Below are 17,233 nucleotides of genomic sequence, written 5' to 3'. Positions count from 1 at the left end.
CTATTTATCCCACAGCCCTCGAATTTTGTCAAAAATGTAAAAATTAAAATTTGATTTAGTAAAATTTATTATTCTATTTTTTATACGATTGGAAAGTGAATGATTTTAAGCGCATAGTAAAAAGCCAACGAAAATCCTGATATGCGCTGATTTTCATTGGCTTTCATATTCATTTCAATATACTGCTGGCCTTCACCTAGTCTAATTCAGGAAGGTTCGCTAATAATTGCTCTCTTTGACTTTCATATTGAGGTGGCAACATAATCTTTTGACCTAATTGATCTTTTGGTTCGTCACGATCAAAACCTGGAGGAATTGTCGCAAGTTCAAAAATAATGTGACCACGTTCTTTAGTGTAGATCGCTTTGAAGTAGTTACGATCTTTCACTTCTGTCACGTGATAACCTTGTGACATTAAATATTTTTGCCATGCAAGATGTTGTTCATCATTATCTACAGACCATGCGATATGGTGAACTGTACCAACACCCCAACGACCTTCTGGAAGTGGCTTTTTAGGGATAATGATGTGATGCTTCAAATCTCCTGCTGTTTCAAAGTGGAAGTGGTCTGCATCATGTTCTAGTTCTGTTAAGCCTAAATCATCCACAAGTTCTTTTAAAGTTTCTACAGGACGTAATGATAATAATACAGAACCGTGGAAACCTAGAATTTTGTTTGTGTCACTTTCTTCGTCGCTTTCAACTAATGCGAGATCCAAACCATGAATGTCTTCAAACTCGATTGTTGGACGACGGAAAAGTTCTGTTTCTGTCGTTTCAACATTATTATCGTTTAAATGTTGAACCCAGTAGTCTTTGGAGTTTTTAGGGATTCTGAATGCAATACGCCCCACTTGACCGCTACCAACTCGACCTTTATAAGCATTCGCCCATGGGAAAAATGTCATAACCGTACCTGGATCAACATTATCATTTGCAAAATACAAATGGTACGTACCCGGATCGTCAAAGTTTACTGTTTTTTTAACCAAACGTAAGTTAAGCACTTTTTCATAAAAATCTTTGTTTTCTTTTGGATGTCCTACAATTGCTGAGATGTGATGGATATGTTTAATAGATTCCATACTCTCTGCCTCCTTTTATTTTTCAAATTGTTCATCTTGAATCGGTTTGTAAAATTGTTCCTTGTCGCCTTGTCCGCTGAAACTCTTACTATAAAATGGTGGATTGTCCGTATTCGATGCGTCACTCGTTAAGATGGCGCGATTTAAATGCATCACTTCGCCATTATGAACCAGTGTAAAATCTCCATACATGAAAATTTCACCGTCATCACCATAAGCCACTCTTGTTTCTGGGTGTGTTTCTTGTTGATTTGATGGAAGCTCGTATGTTAATGCACCACTCGGACATCGTTCAACCACTTTGATGATGTCTTCCACAGCCGCATTATCTGGTTGAACCCAAGGACGCTTCTCCACATCGAACACTTCCCCTAAACCACGTATACATTCTGTTGCATGTACACATCGTTTAGGTTCGAAATAAACATTGATATTTTCGCCCGTATATTGCTTTACCATGTTCCCCACTCCAATCTCAAGACTGTATTCGTAAGTTTGACCATTCACAGATTAAAGACTATAATTTAATCATATCAGTATAAATATTATACTCATAAAACAACAAAAGAGTAAAGTAAACAACCTTTTATAGAGGAGGCTTAACATGGAAGGACAAATCATTCCAGGTGTAGGAACAAAATACAGTTTGACAACTGCTAATAATGATATCGTTCATGTCATTTTACATTACAATGGTAAACGAGAAATTTACATCACTGATGAAGACGAAGATGTACTCGCGAACATTGGATTAAATGAAACTGAAGCACGTGAAATCGCATTAAAATTAATGGATGTCAATCACGATACAATGGAAAAGCAAGCTTTCGAGCGCTTTTCATTATTACGTAAACAAATGCTTGTAGATTGGATTAAAGTAAGTCAACTTTCACCATTAAAAGGCATCAATATCGAAGAAGCTGAGCACCGCGTCCCAAACGGAGTCAACATTGTAGGGATTAGTCGAGGTTCTGACATTATTGCTAAACCAGAATCGACCGAATTGATTCACGAAGGCGATATCCTCCTTGTTATCGGATACAATGAAGCCGTATCAGAATTTGAAGCAGTTTGCCGACCGGAAGGATAGCCATAATGCATTTATTTGACCTGTCTGAACTCTTGCTCAGCGGACTGCTCATCTTTTTGCTGTTCATCAGTGCTTTCCTTGCCAATCGCATCTCTGCACCCGACATTATCATCTTTTTGCTAATTGGGATTGTACTTGCTTTTTTTGTAAGTCATTCAGAAATATTAGAATTTGCTGCTGAAACTGGTATCGTTTTGATGTTCTTTATGTTAGGGATGGAGTTTCCTATCAAACAACTCAAAGATCTTGCATTAAATATTTATAAAGCTGGATTACTAGATCTTTTACTTTCATTTGGTGTTACAGTCATATTAGTGTTAATCATGGGACAACCTATCGAAATTGCTTTACTCTTAGGTGGCGTGGTCTACGCAACAAGTTCTTCGATTACCGTCAAACTACTCGAAAAAAACAATCGTATGACGACCAAAGATTCCAACTTTATACTCGGACTACTCGTTTTTGAGGATATCGTTTCGCCTTTACTTGTAACGATTATCGCTAGCTTGTTTATAGGGGAAGCGTTATCTGCCACAAGTTTATCGTTTGTATTTGTAAAAATTGTCTTATTACTTGTTGGTGCAATATTATTAGGACAAGTCGTCTTTAAAAAACTGGGCGCCTTTGTTGAAAAATACGTGAGCGAGGACTTCTTTATCTTATTTATGGTGGGCTTAAGTTTAACGTATGCAGGGATTGCAATACAGCTTGGTCTCTCGGAAGTATTTGGCGCCTTTTTAGCAGGTATTATGGTAGCAGAAACGCGTAAAATTAACCTATTGCAACAAAGTGTCCGAAATTTACGCGATCTTTTAATGCCTATCTTCTTTATTAATTTTGGATTGTCTATTCAACTGACTTCAGGTATTTCAATGGTCAATGTATTACTTGTACTTATCGTCTGGTCAGTCATTTCTAAAATCATTGTCGGATACGTGGGGGGTAAGCAATTCGGCCTTAACAATGTGCCTGCCATGCGCGCTGGGCTTTCTTTCACACAGCGCGGAGAGTTTTCAATGATTATCGCCGGTTTTGCATCTACACAAATTAAAACATTAAGTGGGGTGTTCATCCTTATCTCTGCTATTATCGGTGTCACACTCTTCCAATTTGCCCCCAAAATTGCAAAACGTCTGTTTAAAAAGGAGAAAAAAGCATCTCTTCCAGGTAGTGTATAAATTTGCCATATGCTTTAAAAGTTTGATTGCCTGACATGAAATATTTTAATCAAATTGCCCTCATTGATCACAGTTCAAGTTTTCATGGTTGCCATTATGGACTGAGAATCAATGAGGGCAATTTTGTGCTCAAAAGGGTTCTAAACAATTATTTTTATAGACTCAATCCCCTTCTTATTGCATTAAGTTTCCATAGTCTTATTACCACTGATCATACTAGGAGTGCGCTCTGCCCTAGCTTTTTAATCATCACGGGCACGCATGCTTTCATCCCCTTTCTTTCATTAAAACTTCACGCGGACTTTTCTTTCATCTTCCCTACATCTCACCTCAAAATGTAATCGTTTTCAAATTTGAATTGACAGGAGCAGAACTGGATTATAAACTATTTGTAAACGATTACAAAATTTAATCTTCACAGGGGGTATAGCTATGCCTGAGTTAAAAATGTCACATGTCAAAAAGGTTTACGATAACAACAACGCAGTCGTGAAAGATTTCAATCTAGATATTTCCGATAAGGAGTTCATCGTCTTTGTTGGACCATCTGGTTGTGGTAAATCAACAACATTACGTATGATTGCAGGGCTTGAGTCCATTACAGGGGGAGATTTTTACATTGATGGGCAACGTATGAATGATGTCGAACCTAAAAACCGTGACATTGCGATGGTGTTTCAAAACTATGCACTTTATCCGCACATGACGGTTTATGAAAATATGGCATTCGGGCTCAAACTGCGTAAATTCGACAAAGCTGAAATCGACAAACGTGTCAAAGAAGCCGCAGAGATTTTAGGGCTTACTGATTATTTGAACCGTAAACCGAAAGCACTTTCTGGCGGGCAACGTCAACGTGTCGCATTAGGTCGTGCGATTGTGCGTGATGCCAAAGTGTTTTTAATGGACGAGCCGTTATCGAATCTAGATGCCAAATTACGTGTTCAAATGCGCACAGAAATTTTAAAACTACATCATCGTCTGAACACAACAACGATTTATGTCACACATGATCAGACTGAAGCTTTAACAATGGCCACACGTATCGTCGTATTAAAAGATGGCCACATTATGCAAATCGGTACGCCGCGTGAAATTTATGATACACCTGACAATATTTTTGTCGCACAATTTATCGGCTCACCTGCCATGAACATGATTGATGTGACAGTCACTGCTCAAGGCATTCAAATCGGTACAAAATTATTCAAATTAGCACACAAAAAATTCGAAAAGTTAAAAGAAAAAGGCTTTGAAAACCAAACTGTCACATTAGGGATCCGTCCTGAAGACATTCATGAAGAACCTATTTTTATTCAGGCGTCACCAGAAACAGCTTTCGAATCTAAAGTCATTGTCTCAGAATTGTTAGGTTCTGAAATTATGGTGCACACACAATTTGAACAACATGAAATCGTCGCGAAACTCGACGCACGAACAAAAGTGTCAGCAGGCGAAACACTCACACTCGCTTTTGATATGAACAAATGTCACTTCTTTAATCCAGCTACTGGAAATCGCATCGTATAAGGGGGGATTCGCATGAACAAGATGTTAAAAGCAGCACTCTTACTCATCACCGTGCTTGTCGTCTTAACGGCTTGTGGTCCTAACCGTTCGCAAAAAGACATAGAATCCGCATTAAATCGTGATAATAGGAAAGAAAAACCGGAACAACTCACAATGTGGGTCGATGGTGATGCACAAATGGCCTTTTACAAAAAAATCACTGTGGCCTATACGAAAAAGACAGGCATTTCAGTTCGTCTCGTTAATGTCGCGCAAAATGACCAGTTAGAAAATTTATCCTTGGATGCGCCAGCTGGTAAAGGACCTGACCTCTTTTTCCTCGCGCATGACAATACAGGGAGTGCCTATTTACAAGGGCTCGCTGCCGAACTGGACTTTACAGATGAACAATTGAAAGGCTTTAATAAACAAGCTTTACGTGCACTCAATTATGATAATAAGCAACTCGCTTTACCGTCTATCGTTGAGTCAACAGCGTTACTCTATAACAAAAAGTATGTCAAAACGGCGCCTAAGACGATTCAAGAAGTCGAAGCGAATGCAGACCGTATTAATAAGCCTGCTGACCATCAATATGGCTTTTTATTTGATGGCCGTGATCCGTATTTTAACTATCCATTTATGTTTAACAGCAATAATTACGTATTTAAGAAACATGGCGACCAGTATGATGTTCACCAAACTGGCATTAATGATCCACAAGTCATTAAAAATGGTAAACGACTACAAAAATGGTACGAGAAAGGCTACTTACCGAAAGCAGCGAATCATAACATTATGATCGGTTTATTTAAAGATGGACAAGTCGGTCAGTTCGTGACAGGACCATGGAATCTGACAGAATTTCAACAAACACTAGGTGACGACCTCGGTGTAACAACGTTGCCTTCTGATAATGGGATGAAGATGAGACCTTATCTCGGCGTACGTGGTTGGTATTTATCTGAATATAGTCAGTCTAAATATTGGGCGAAAGATTTGATGTTGTACTTAACAAGTCGAGATACACTTCAAAAATATACAGATGAACGCAATGAAATTACAGGGCGTCTCGATGTCAAATCGTCAAATCCAAACTTAAAAGCTTTTGAAGAACAGGCGAAAAATGCTGAACCGATGCCAAATATTCCTGAAATGAGACAAGTGTGGACGCCAATGGCAAATGCAAGTACGTTCATTTCAGAAGGTCAAGATCCAAAACAAGCATTAGAAGATGCGAATCGAGACATTCAACAAAACATCAAAATTTTGCAACCGAACGATAACGAATAGAAAGGAGTTCCCCTATGAATCAACGAAATGCTAAATTAGCGGCAATGCTATCCATCATTCCAGGCCTCGGACAATGCTATAATCGTCAATTTGTCAAAGGGATCTGTTGCACCATCTTTTTCATCAGCTTTATTTCTGTGTTCTATCAGTTTTTTAACATTGGCTTTTGGGGACTCTTCACACTCGGAACTGTTCCTAAATTAGATGATTCACGTGTGTTATTAGCACAAGGGATTATTTCCGTATTACTGATTGCATTTGCACTCACACTTTACATTGTGAATATCATCGACGCGTATCGTACAGCTGAACGCTTTAATCGTGGTGAAGAAATTAAAGACCCGAAAGCGCGTCGTATCGCAGCGTGGGACAAAACATTTCCATATTTATTAATTTCACCCGGGATGTTTTTACTCGTATTTATCGTTGTCTTCCCATTATTATTTATGGGTGCGGTTGCATTTACAAACTATAACTTATACAATGCACCCCCACGTCATACATTAGAATGGGTCGGTTTTGACAACTTTAAAACTTTATTCACTATCGACATTTGGCGTCATACATTTTTTAGCGTCATCACTTGGACGATTGTATGGACCCTCGTCGCAACGACATTACAAATTGCATTAGGACTGTTTTTAGCCATTATTGTGAACCACCCACTCGTGAAGTTCAAACGCTTCATTCGTACAGTATTAATTTTACCGTGGGCTGTTCCGGCATTCGTCACAATCTTAATCTTCGCAGCATTATTTAACGATGAATTTGGAGCGATTAACAATACTATTTTACAACCATTATTAGGTGTCGCACCCGCTTGGTTGAATGATCCGTTTTGGTCAAAAGTCGCATTGATTGCTATTCAAACATGGCTCGGCTTCCCATTTGTTTTCGCCCTGTTCACAGGTGTATTACAAAGTATTTCGCCAGACTGGTATGAAGCCGCAGACATCGATGGGGCGTCCAGTTGGCAAAAGTTCCGTCACATTACGTTACCGCACGTCTTATTTGCGACAGCGCCATTACTCATTATGCAATATGCCGGAAACTTTAATAACTTCAACTTAATTTACCTCTTTAACGAAGGGGGGCCGCCTGTACCAGGACAAAATGCAGGGAGTACAGATATCCTAATTTCTTGGGTTTACAGCTTAACATTCGAATTCAACAACTTTAATATGGGTGCCGTTGTATCACTCATTATCGGCTTTATCGTCGCGATTATCGCATTTTTACAATTCAGACGTACAAGCACATTCAAAGACGAGGGAGGGATTTAATATGAACCAAAAGAAAAAAGTTTGGAAAGCAATCGGTATCTATGGCTTTATCGCGTTCATGTTTGTCGTCATTTTATACCCATTGCTTTGGACATTCGGCATCTCGCTCAATCCTGGCACAACGCTTTATGGCGCTAAGATGATTCCAGACAATGCGACCTTTGCCAATTACATCTATTTACTGACAGATGAAAATAGCCAATATTTAACATGGTATAAAAACACTTTACTCGTCGCATCGGCAAATGCATTATTTAGCGTGATTTTTGTCACACTGACATCTTATGCATTTTCTAGATACCGCTTTGTAGGACGAAAATACGGCTTAATCACGTTTCTCATCTTACAAATGTTCCCTGTACTCATGGCAATGGTGGCGATTTATATCTTGCTCAATACTATCGGTCTACTCGATTCTTTACTCGGCTTAACATTGGTGTATATCGGTGGTTCAATCCCGATGAACGCCTTCCTAGTTAAAGGTTATTTCGACACGATACCGAAAGAACTTGATGAATCGGCTAAAATTGACGGTGCGAGTCATATGCGTATATTCTTCCAAATTATGTTACCCCTTGCAAAACCAATTTTAGCAGTCGTTGCCTTATTTAATTTCATGGGGCCTTTCATGGACTTCATCTTGCCGAAGATCCTCTTACGTAGCCCTGAAAAATATACGTTGGCGGTCGGATTGTTTAACTTTATTAATCACCAGTATGCCAATAATTTCACAGTCTTTGCAGCTGGAGCCATTATGATTGCCTTACCTATCTCAATCGTGTTCCTATTCTTACAAAAGTATTTAGTTTCCGGTTTAACGGCTGGGGCAACAAAAGGCTAAACGTTTACAAAAAACAAGCAGAGCACGCATACTCTGCTTGTTTTTTCGTGATTAAAGGCCTTTTACCATTGAAGCCTCCCTTTCTGACTTAATCTCATCGGCTAATCCTTGTAATTTTGGGAAATACGTATTAGCAAAACCAATAATCAGTTTATTTTTCACAAAAAGACCCATTTCTCTATCTTCAGGAATCGTGTGATCTATCAAATCTAAAATCTCTTGATGCTTGATATGCTCTGAACCTACTTTATCCAAATACTTCAATAATGCTAAAAAGAGTTGCTCGAAAGTTTCATGTTCAAAATCAAAATCGAGTAACAATAGGCTTACAGAAATCGTCTCTAACTGTTTATCCCCAAGTCGATCTGCTATTTATCTGATGGCTTGGTATAATTATCTAGAGCTTTCTTTATCTTTTAACATCATTTTCACCTCATTAAATTTACGACGACATATAGAAAATTCATCATATACATTTAACACTCGTAGATCTTATTTAAACTTGCTCAACGAAAGTGTATAAAAAGGCCAGGAATTTCACTTCCCGGCCTCAATCACATTGTTATGTTAAAGTTCAACGACACATGCTTCATAAGGGCGCATTGCGTTAAAGTCCACTGCACCTTCATGATTATGGAGTAACACTTCTCCTTCATTTAACTTCAAATCTGTATTCAAACTTGCAACTTCTTCCGATAAATTGCCAATGATTACTACAGTGCGACCATCCAAACTGCGTGTATAAGCAAACAACTGTCCATTATCGGCATCGACCAAATCAAATTGCCCATACGTATAAATGTCATCTGATTTCTTCAACCGAATGAGCTCTTTATAAAAGTTTAAAATCGACTTCGGATCCTGTTCTTGTTGTGCCACGTTAATATCCACATAGTTCGGATTTACTGGAAACCATGGTGTCCCAGTCGTAAATCCTGCATGTTCATTCGCATCCCATTGCATCGGTGTTCTTGAGTTATCACGACTGTCCATTCTCAATTTCTCAAGTAATGAATCAACATCGCCACCCGCTTCTTGCACAATACGATATTCATTTTTAACGGACACATCATCAAATTGTTCAATATCAGTAAACGGATAGTTCGTCATTCCAATTTCTTGGCCTTGATAAATAAACGGCGTGCCTTGTTGTAAAAAGTAGACGAGCGCATGACTGGTCGCGGAAGCATACCAATATTGTTGGTCATCTCCCCATGTCGACACACGGCGCGGTTGGTCGTGATTTTCAATAAACAATGCATTCCACCCAATATTTTCTAACTGCTTTTGCCAGCGATTCAGCACGTGCTTGTATGCTTTAATATCTAGACGTGATGCTACATTATCCCATAACCCGAGATGTTCAAATTGGAAAATCATGTTAAAAACACCTTTGTCACTACCGACCCAGTTTTCAGCATCATCCGGGTTTACACCGTTTGCTTCACCGACTGTCATAATGTCATAGTACGACAGGGATTTGGCCTTCATTTCACGTAACCACGTTAAAATACCTGGTTGATTCATCGCCACGTCAAACGCAGGGGCATACTGTTGACCTTCTTGTACAGGAAGGTTGCCTGCTTCAAATGATTTCTTAATATGCGTAATGGCGTCGACACGAAAACCATCAATCCCTTTATCAAACCACCAATTCATCATGTTAAACACTTCATCGCGAACTGCTGGATTTTCCCAGTTCAAATCCGGTTGCTTCTCACTAAATAAATGGAAATAGTATTGATTCGTTGTTTCGTCATATTTCCAAGTCGAGCCGTTAAAAATGCTTTCCCAGTTATTCGGTTCAGACCCATCCGTTGCGGGATCTCGCCAAATGTACCAATCACGTTTTGGGTTGTGGCAACTTTGCTTAGACTCGATAAACCATGGATGCTCATCAGACGTATGATTGACTACAAGATCTAAAATCAATCTCATCCCACGTGCATGCACTTTTTCAAGCAATTCATCAAAATCTGCCATCGTCCCGTATGTTTCACTAATCGCTTGATAATCACTAATATCATAACCATTATCTGCATTCGGTGATGGAAACATCGGACTTAACCAAATGACATCAATACCGAGTTCCTGTAAATAATCTAACTTTTCAATGAGGCCTCTTAAGTCACCTATTCCATCCCCATTCGAATCATTAAAACTGCGGGGATATACTTGGTATGCCACCGCTTCCTTCCACCATTGTCTGGCTATTGTATCGCTCATTTTGAGACCTCCTTCACTTCCCATGCTGTTATGCTTAAGCCCACCACATATCGGGCGCTTGATCGTAGATATTAACTGATTTTAAATTTTCTACAGCTTTATGAAACCCTTCTTCTACTGACATAATCGGATCCTCATGTTCGATACTGAGCACATAATCGTAGCCATGAATTCTTAATTGGCTAATCATTTCGCCCCATTCGTAAGGACTATGACCATAGCCGACTGTACGGAATGTCCAAGCACGTGTCGCAACTTGTTGATACGGTTGCATATCTGTTAAACCGTACATATTCACGTTGTCTTGATTAATGTATGTATCTTTCGCATGAAAATGATGAATCGCATTCGCTTGGCCTAAAATGCGGATCGCTGCGATAGGATCAATGCCTTGCCACCATAAATGACTCGGGTCTAAGTTTGCGCCGATATATTCATTTGTGGCTTCTCGTAGCCTCAACAGTGTATATGGTGTATGTACGAGAAAACCGGCATGCAGTTCTATTGCAATTTTGACATCGTGTGATTTCGCAAATACTGCTAAATCTTGCCAATATGGAATGAGCTTTTGATTCCATTGATAATCATAAATTTCAGAATAAGCTGTTGGCCAAGGGGTTACCGGCCAGTTCGGATATTTTGCACTGTCATCAGAACCTGCAATACCTGAGAAAGTATTCACGACAGGGACACCGAGTAACGCCGCTAATTGAATCGTTTTGCGCAACGTTTCATCGGCTTCTTTTGCTTCTGCTTCATCCGGAGCAATAGGGTTGTTATGGCAACTGAAAGCACTAACCTCTAGCCCACGTTGATGAATTTTATCCATAAAGATTTGTCGCTCATTTTCGTCTGCTAGCAGTGCATCAAGGTCACAAAATTTATTTCCTGGATTGCCCCCTGTACCGACTTCAATCATATCGAGGCCTGCTGCAGCAACATCATCTAACATCTGTTCAAAATCACGATCATAAAATAATACTGAAAATACACCTAACTTCATATGGAACACACCTTCCTATCCTTGTATTGTGATACTTTGTCGTTCTCTATCACTTTGATAAATCGCATCAATCAATTGTGTCACACGTCTTGCCTCTTCAGGTTTGACTAATGGTTCTACCTCCCCAAAGCAACTGCGAATAAAATGATCCATCTGACGGGATGCGGCAACACCTTCATTTAAGCTGACATCTTGTTCCAAAATATGATAACCGTCTGATTGTGGTGCATACATTTCAAATGGGAATAATTGTAAGCCACCCGCATCACCTGAAATGCTCACGTCTAACTTGTCGTGATGAATATTCGCTGCCCAAGAACATTCAAATTGCATACTCGCACCGTTTTCAAATGTTACATAACTGGTCGCATGGTCTTCCACATCAAAAGTCTTGTAATCAAATGTCCCCCACTCATTCAATTGCTGCGGCTGACGACTTAAAGCATTGTATGTACGGCCTAAAATTTCTGTCGGTTGCGCATCTTCTAACAGCCACAATACGAGGTCGAGCACATGACAACCATAGTCGATTAAACAACCGCCACCTTGCAATGCTTTATTCGTAAACACGCCCCATCCAGGCACTTTTCGACGACGTAACGCTTGCACACGGGAGACTACCGGCACACCGACCGCACCCTGCGCGACGGCTTGTTTTGCTGCTTGTGCCACATCCGTAAAACGGTAATGATATGCAATCGTTAATATACGCGCATTGCGTTGTGCAGCTGCCATCATCGCGTCACATTCTGCAGTCGTCATCGCCATTGGTTTTTCACATAGCACATGTACACCTGCATCGAGCGCAGCAATCGTCAAATCTGCATGAAACTTGTTCGGTGTACAAATGATCACTGCTTCTACTTGTGCTAACAATGCTTCTAAAGTCGGCGCAACGTACGCAATCTCAAATTGTGTCGCAACTTCTCGTGCGAGTGCTTCATTCACGTCATATACACCTATAAGTTCTGCACGTTCATGTTGCTGAATGAGTGGAATATGGCGATCTCTAGCAATGCCGCCAGTTCCTATTACACCTATTTTTAATGGTTTCATCGTGATGTCTCCTTCGTTGTCTTAATCAAAATAAACGGCTTTTCCAGTACGGGCCGACTCATAAATCGCTTCTAATATTTGTGTAACGACAAGCGCTTCTTCAGGTTTTACACGAGGCGGTGTATCATTTTGAACACAGCTTATCCATGCCTTTGCTTCTTCCAACGCTTCATCCACTGTCTCGCCTTCATAAAAATCGACACCTTTATTGTCCAGTTCGATGTGTTTCGTATACAATGTACCCAACTCTTCGCCGTGAATACGTAAGCCATCTTTCATATCCGCGCCGCCCTTTGTTCCTGATAACGAACATTTCGCTTCATCTACGTCTAAAGAGTTAAGTGCCCACGCGGACTCTAAAATAATTGTGGCACCATTTTTCATTTTAATAAATCCGAATGCTGAATCTTCTACAGTAAAGTCTTTCGGATTCCACGGTCCCCAAGCATTGGCGGCATTTTCTTGCTGACTCAATTGATGGAATGTAGACCCCATGACAGCAGCCGGTTCATAATTGTTCATCATCCAAAGTGTGAGATCTAACGCATGTGTCCCAATGTCAATTAACGGGCCTCCACCTTGTGCTTCTTCATCTAAAAAGACGCCCCAGTTCGGCACGGCACGACGTCGAATGGCATGCGCTTTACCAAAATAAATATCTCCTAAATCCCCACGCGCAGTTACTTGATGCAAAAATTGACTGTCAACACGAAATCGATTTTGGTAACCAATCGTCAGTTTTTTACCTGTCCGTTTTGCCGCATCTAACATTTGTTGCGCCTCGACAGTGGTTTTGGCCATTGGTTTTTCACACATGACATGCTTATTTGCTTCAAGTGCATGAACCGTCATGTCACAATGAAGATAGTTCGGTGTACAAATATGTACGACATCAATCGTTTGATCTTTTAATAATTCTTGATAATCTTGATACACTTTTGCATTAACCGTTCCGAACGTTGTGGCTGCTATCTTTGCTTTTTCGATGTCAATATCACAAAATGCCACTATTTCTACGTCATCGATTTGTGCTAAACTCGGTAAATGTTTACCATTCGCGATGCCCCCACAACCAATGATGCCTACTTTAATCCCCATACAACACACTCCAATCTTTGATGATATTTCCGTCTCTTTCAGTTCGATCGTGTTTCTATATTTTGTAATCGATTACATTTTAAAATATAACAAAAATGCATCCTATTGTAAACGGATTCACACAGGATGCATCAACTTATTTTACTATCATCAACGCGCATTAATCAGATACATTTGAACTGTTTTAAGTCGATTGACGTATTAACAACTCACCTTCCAGTAAAGTATCGCGTTCTTCCAAATCTTCACCTTTTAATAGCACTAACAATTTTTCCATCGCACGTATCCCAATTTCAGTTGCAGGTTGCGCGTAAGTCGTCAAACCTGGGTCGACAATTTCTGACAAAATAATATTATCAAATCCTACGATCGCCATATCTTCAGGGACGCGTTTCCCATGCTTTTTCAACTCTTTCATAATGCCAATCGCCATTTCATCATTGGCGACAAATAATGCAGTCGGCATTTCAGCTTGTTCAAGTAATTGCTTGCCAATGCGATAACCCGACTCTAAAGAAAAGTCCCCTTCTATCACCCAATCATCACGTACCGTTAAACCATGGCTGTCCATTGCTTCACGAAAGCCTTGCAAGCGGTACTGACCTAAAATACCATCCAATGGGCCTGTAATATGTCCCACTTTCGTATGTCCAGCTTCTATTAAATGGCGTGTCATCAATGCAGATGCTTCAATATGATTAATTGAAACAGAAGGCACATTAATTTCTTTAATTTGTTCACAAGCGAGCACAAGGGGGTATTGCGCACTGACTTTTTCTAAATTTTCAAGATCAAGATAGGACGTGAGCACGATCATGCCATCGACTTTCTTTTCATACAAATAAGAAAAATATGTATCACCTTGTTGATTTTGCGTATCTCCGAGAATCACTTCATAGCCGTGTTCTCGTGCAATATTTTCAATGTTTCTGAGTATCGCTGAGAAAAATGAATTGGTAATATCCGGTACAACGACAAGAATCGTCATCGTCTCCATTTTACGCAGTTGTCTCCCGATATTATTCGGATGGTAGCCAAGTGCTTTGGCGGCTTCTAACACGCGTTGTTGATTTTTCGGCTTGACCTTCCCCGTATTACTGAGCACCCGTGAAACCGTTGCTGTCGATACATTTGCTAACTTTGCGACATCCTTTACACTTACCATAGTCCTTCCCCTTTTATGTCTTCGTAATAAATTAAATATAACACAAAAAATACACCATCGCTTGTTTCTTCTAATCCCTGTATAACTATTATCCCATTTTAAAAATATGCGATGACTTAAACCCTTCTCACACTTTAACTGGTATTCCCTCATCTAATACTTCATCATTTTTACTATTTGTAAATACTAAAATAACGCACAATATATGACATTGCGCATTATAAAATGCTTTGAAAATGTCTGACTATTTTAGTATATTTAATACTATATGAAACAAAATAAAGAAAGTAGGGTTGACATGTACTTTACGCAATTGAGTGTTGATGATTTTGATGCCTTTGTAACAAACCATTTTTCACATTATACGCAAGACGCAGGTCACTACCATTATAGAAATAAATATAAAAATGATGTCCATTTAGTCGGCGTTAAAAACGACCAAGATGAAGTGATTGCGGCTTGTTTATTAACCGAAGCACGTGCACTTAAATTTTTTAAATATTTTTATACACACCGTGGTCCAGTGTTAGATTACAACAATCTCGAACTCGTCCAATTCTTTTTTGAACACCTCACACAATACTTAAAAAAACAGCGTTGCCTGTATGTGTTAATCGATCCTTATGTGCACAACCACATTCGTGACGCAAAAGGGAATATTACGCAACACTTCGAGCATGCTCAACTTTTCAAAACATTAGATCGTCTTGGCTACAAACATCAAGGTTTTCCAATAGGATACTCGAGTCACAGTCAAATACGTTGGCTTTCTGTACTTGACCTAAAAGATAAATCCGAACAGCAACTTTTAGAAGAAATGGATTACCAAACACGACGTAACATTAAAAAGACATATGAAATGGATGTCCAAGTCAAAACTTTACCTATCGAAGAAACAGAGCGCTTTTTTAAACTTTTTCAAATGGCCGAAGAAAAACATGGCTTTACTTTTAGAGACTTGCCTTATTTTGAAGAAATGCAGAAAATGTATGCGAAAAATAGTATGATCAAGTTGGCGTTTATTGATTTAGATGGCCTTTTGAAGAAGCAAACTGAGAAATTAGACACATTAAAAGCAACAATTGCAGAAACTCAAGCGGCGTTAGAAAGTCATCCTAACTCTAAGAAAAACAAAACTAAATTAAAACAAACTGAACAACAACTACAAGCACAAGAACGCAAAATTGAAAAAACGCGTCAATTAATCGTTGAAGATGGCGAAATATTAGATTTAGCTGCGGCGATTTATATTTACAACCGTCATGAAGTGTACTATTTATCGAGTGGATCGAATCCTAAGTACAATGCGTATATGGGCGCCTATCGATTACAATGGGACATGATTCAGTTCGCCAAACAACAAGGCATTGACCGTTATAATTTTTACGGTATTACAGGTGATTTTACGAAGCATGCAGAAGATTACGGTGTACAACGTTTTAAAGAAGGTTTCGGGGCACATGTAGAGGAATATGTCGGTGATTTTGTTAAACCAATCATGCCGATGATGTATCGATGTGCTCGATTACTGAAGCGCTAACACCACATTCATACACGTTATTAACGAGAAGTATTAAACCACCTCACTCCTGGATAACCGTGCTAGGTGGTTTATTTTGTGTATATGAAAGTCGCTTAAAAAATTCAGTTACCCTTTTCCACATCATGTCAAGCCTTAGTACATGAATTTGGACCCCACTTAAATTAAGGCCTGTGTAGGCTTATGTGTACCTGTCATCTCACTACCGAACTCGCCTATCCTGATTGAACTATCTATGTGATGAGCTTTTGTTACTCACTTACTAACATTAGGCTGATTTCATGACATAAATTCATATCTATCAAAATCATTAAACTACTTTTATCTTTTTAAATATCCTACAAATTGAGAAACACTTAGTTTTGCTGGAATACTCACTAGCATGTGTATATGATTTTTACATGCTTCGCCTTCTATTATCTCTACGCCTTTTCTTTCACATCGCCGTCTCACATATTGCTCATTATTCAATCACTTCTAGTTTCAATAATAGATACATGACAATTAAATCAAGCACCGTCAAACCTATGTAAAGTAACAACATGGTTGAAATACGTACGGGTAAAATAATGACAATGATAAAGTAAACCAGACTTAAAACTAGAAAAGATCTTCCTGTTAATATATTGGTACGTGCCTTGTCTGGAAAAAAGAAAATAATAGGTTGATGACGATTAAAAATAATAAACCAAAAACCCGTTAATAAAATCAAAATCGTAAAACTAATACCTACAACATAACTCATTTCATACACTCCAATCCCTCTTTTTCTCTATTTGGCGGATGAAATAATCTCTATCAAAACTATTATAAATAAAATAAATGTAATAAGTAAACTATATTTCATAAAACTACTAACTTATA

Annotated in this window: 16 protein-coding genes and 1 pseudogene; 7 read left to right on the top strand and 10 right to left on the bottom strand. The window is 39.0% G+C overall.

What is annotated here, in order from left to right:
- Window positions 1-196: 196 nt before the first annotated feature.
- A complete protein-coding gene (locus P3U61_RS00445) occupies window positions 197-1,087 on the bottom strand; it encodes a VOC family protein (protein WP_063278674.1) in 891 nt (296 codons plus the stop codon).
- 15 nt (window positions 1,088-1,102) lie between these two features.
- Complete coding sequence (locus tag P3U61_RS00440) at window positions 1,103-1,546, bottom strand: (4Fe-4S)-binding protein (protein ID WP_015729781.1); 444 nt, start codon at window positions 1,544-1,546, stop codon at window positions 1,103-1,105.
- 145 nt (window positions 1,547-1,691) lie between these two features.
- Here P3U61_RS00440 and P3U61_RS00435 point away from each other — a divergent pair, with 145 nt between their 5' ends.
- From P3U61_RS00435 to P3U61_RS00410, 6 genes are all read left to right on the top strand, one after another.
- Window positions 1,692-2,177, top strand: a complete 486-nt coding sequence (locus P3U61_RS00435) for a cation:proton antiporter regulatory subunit (RefSeq protein WP_014612744.1) — start codon at window positions 1,692-1,694, stop codon at window positions 2,175-2,177.
- Window positions 2,178-2,182: 5 nt separating this feature from the next.
- On the top strand, window positions 2,183-3,355 hold the full coding sequence (locus P3U61_RS00430; RefSeq protein ID WP_014612743.1) for a cation:proton antiporter: 1,173 nt from the start codon (window positions 2,183-2,185) through the stop codon (window positions 3,353-3,355).
- Between the two features lie 432 nt (window positions 3,356-3,787).
- On the top strand, window positions 3,788-4,885 hold the full coding sequence (locus P3U61_RS00425; protein ID WP_037542072.1) for an ABC transporter ATP-binding protein: 1,098 nt from the start codon (window positions 3,788-3,790) through the stop codon (window positions 4,883-4,885).
- A 12-nt stretch (window positions 4,886-4,897) separates the two neighbouring features.
- Window positions 4,898-6,157 carry an extracellular solute-binding protein gene (locus tag P3U61_RS00420; protein WP_015729782.1) on the top strand — a complete coding sequence of 420 codons (1,260 nt, stop codon included), beginning with the start codon at window positions 4,898-4,900 and terminating at the stop codon, window positions 6,155-6,157.
- Between the two features lie 14 nt (window positions 6,158-6,171).
- Window positions 6,172-7,440 (top strand): sugar ABC transporter permease, encoded by a 1,269-nt coding sequence (locus tag P3U61_RS00415; RefSeq protein ID WP_014612740.1) that lies wholly within the window; start codon window positions 6,172-6,174, stop codon window positions 7,438-7,440.
- 1 nt (window position 7,441) lies between these two features.
- On the top strand, window positions 7,442-8,281 hold the full coding sequence (locus P3U61_RS00410) for a sugar ABC transporter permease (RefSeq protein ID WP_014612739.1): 840 nt from the start codon (window positions 7,442-7,444) through the stop codon (window positions 8,279-8,281).
- Window positions 8,282-8,332: 51 nt separating this feature from the next.
- On the opposite strand, the gene P3U61_RS00405 is transcribed toward P3U61_RS00410, so the two are convergent.
- The 6 genes from P3U61_RS00405 to P3U61_RS00380 all read right to left on the bottom strand — a co-directional run bounded on the left by P3U61_RS00405 (window position 8,333) and on the right by P3U61_RS00380 (window position 14,829).
- A complete protein-coding gene (locus P3U61_RS00405; protein ID WP_241536312.1) occupies window positions 8,333-8,653 on the bottom strand; it encodes a hypothetical protein in 321 nt (106 codons plus the stop codon).
- 195 nt (window positions 8,654-8,848) lie between these two features.
- A complete protein-coding gene (locus P3U61_RS00400; protein WP_199274421.1) occupies window positions 8,849-10,495 on the bottom strand; it encodes a glycoside hydrolase family 13 protein in 1,647 nt (548 codons plus the stop codon).
- Window positions 10,496-10,541: 46 nt separating this feature from the next.
- Window positions 10,542-11,510 (bottom strand): sugar phosphate isomerase/epimerase family protein, encoded by a 969-nt coding sequence (locus tag P3U61_RS00395; RefSeq protein ID WP_015729784.1) that lies wholly within the window; start codon window positions 11,508-11,510, stop codon window positions 10,542-10,544.
- Between the two features lie 15 nt (window positions 11,511-11,525).
- Window positions 11,526-12,566, bottom strand: a complete 1,041-nt coding sequence (locus P3U61_RS00390; RefSeq protein ID WP_014612735.1) for a Gfo/Idh/MocA family protein — start codon at window positions 12,564-12,566, stop codon at window positions 11,526-11,528.
- A gap of 21 nt (window positions 12,567-12,587) precedes the next feature.
- A complete protein-coding gene (locus tag P3U61_RS00385) occupies window positions 12,588-13,664 on the bottom strand; it encodes a Gfo/Idh/MocA family protein (protein ID WP_063278677.1) in 1,077 nt (358 codons plus the stop codon).
- Window positions 13,665-13,848: 184 nt separating this feature from the next.
- Window positions 13,849-14,829, bottom strand: a complete 981-nt coding sequence (locus P3U61_RS00380) for a LacI family DNA-binding transcriptional regulator (protein WP_020220073.1) — start codon at window positions 14,827-14,829, stop codon at window positions 13,849-13,851.
- A gap of 298 nt (window positions 14,830-15,127) precedes the next feature.
- Between P3U61_RS00380 and P3U61_RS00375 the strand changes: the two genes are divergently transcribed.
- Window positions 15,128-16,369 (top strand): aminoacyltransferase, encoded by a 1,242-nt coding sequence (locus P3U61_RS00375; protein WP_037542067.1) that lies wholly within the window; start codon window positions 15,128-15,130, stop codon window positions 16,367-16,369.
- 305 nt (window positions 16,370-16,674) lie between these two features.
- Here P3U61_RS00375 and P3U61_RS00370 read toward each other — a convergent pair.
- Both P3U61_RS00370 and P3U61_RS00365 read right to left on the bottom strand, forming a co-directional pair.
- A pseudogene (locus tag P3U61_RS00370) lies at window positions 16,675-16,822 on the bottom strand (transposase); the annotation flags it as partial.
- Between the two features lie 10 nt (window positions 16,823-16,832).
- Window positions 16,833-17,114, bottom strand: coding sequence for a hypothetical protein (locus P3U61_RS00365; protein ID WP_015729789.1), 282 nt, complete (start codon window positions 17,112-17,114; stop codon window positions 16,833-16,835).
- Between the last annotated feature and the right edge of the window lie 119 nt (window positions 17,115-17,233).

The sequence above is a fragment of the Staphylococcus pseudintermedius genome (assembly GCF_034042775.1).
In the GTDB taxonomy this organism is placed as follows: Bacteria; Bacillota; Bacilli; order Staphylococcales; family Staphylococcaceae; genus Staphylococcus; species Staphylococcus pseudintermedius.
This window is presented reverse-complemented; position numbering and strand designations above follow the sequence as displayed.

Bases quoted from the DNA above. Each gene is read 5' to 3' on its own strand.
- P3U61_RS00445 (WP_063278674.1), bottom strand. From the start codon at position 1,087: ATGGAATCTATTAAACATATCCATCACATCTCAGCAATTGTAGGACAT.
- P3U61_RS00440 (WP_015729781.1), bottom strand. From the start codon at position 1,546: ATGGTAAAGCAATATACGGGCGAAAATATCAATGTTTATTTCGAACCT.
- P3U61_RS00435 (WP_014612744.1), top strand. From the start codon at position 1,692: ATGGAAGGACAAATCATTCCAGGTGTAGGAACAAAATACAGTTTGACA.
- P3U61_RS00430 (WP_014612743.1), top strand. From the start codon at position 2,183: ATGCATTTATTTGACCTGTCTGAACTCTTGCTCAGCGGACTGCTCATC.
- P3U61_RS00425 (WP_037542072.1), top strand. From the start codon at position 3,788: ATGCCTGAGTTAAAAATGTCACATGTCAAAAAGGTTTACGATAACAAC.
- P3U61_RS00420 (WP_015729782.1), top strand. From the start codon at position 4,898: ATGAACAAGATGTTAAAAGCAGCACTCTTACTCATCACCGTGCTTGTC.
- P3U61_RS00415 (WP_014612740.1), top strand. From the start codon at position 6,172: ATGAATCAACGAAATGCTAAATTAGCGGCAATGCTATCCATCATTCCA.
- P3U61_RS00410 (WP_014612739.1), top strand. From the start codon at position 7,442: ATGAACCAAAAGAAAAAAGTTTGGAAAGCAATCGGTATCTATGGCTTT.
- P3U61_RS00395 (WP_015729784.1), bottom strand. From the start codon at position 11,510: ATGAAGTTAGGTGTATTTTCAGTATTATTTTATGATCGTGATTTTGAA.
- P3U61_RS00390 (WP_014612735.1), bottom strand. From the start codon at position 12,566: ATGAAACCATTAAAAATAGGTGTAATAGGAACTGGCGGCATTGCTAGA.
- P3U61_RS00385 (WP_063278677.1), bottom strand. From the start codon at position 13,664: ATGGGGATTAAAGTAGGCATCATTGGTTGTGGGGGCATCGCGAATGGT.
- P3U61_RS00380 (WP_020220073.1), bottom strand. From the start codon at position 14,829: ATGGTAAGTGTAAAGGATGTCGCAAAGTTAGCAAATGTATCGACAGCA.
- P3U61_RS00375 (WP_037542067.1), top strand. From the start codon at position 15,128: ATGTACTTTACGCAATTGAGTGTTGATGATTTTGATGCCTTTGTAACA.
- P3U61_RS00365 (WP_015729789.1), bottom strand. From the start codon at position 17,114: ATGAGTTATGTTGTAGGTATTAGTTTTACGATTTTGATTTTATTAACG.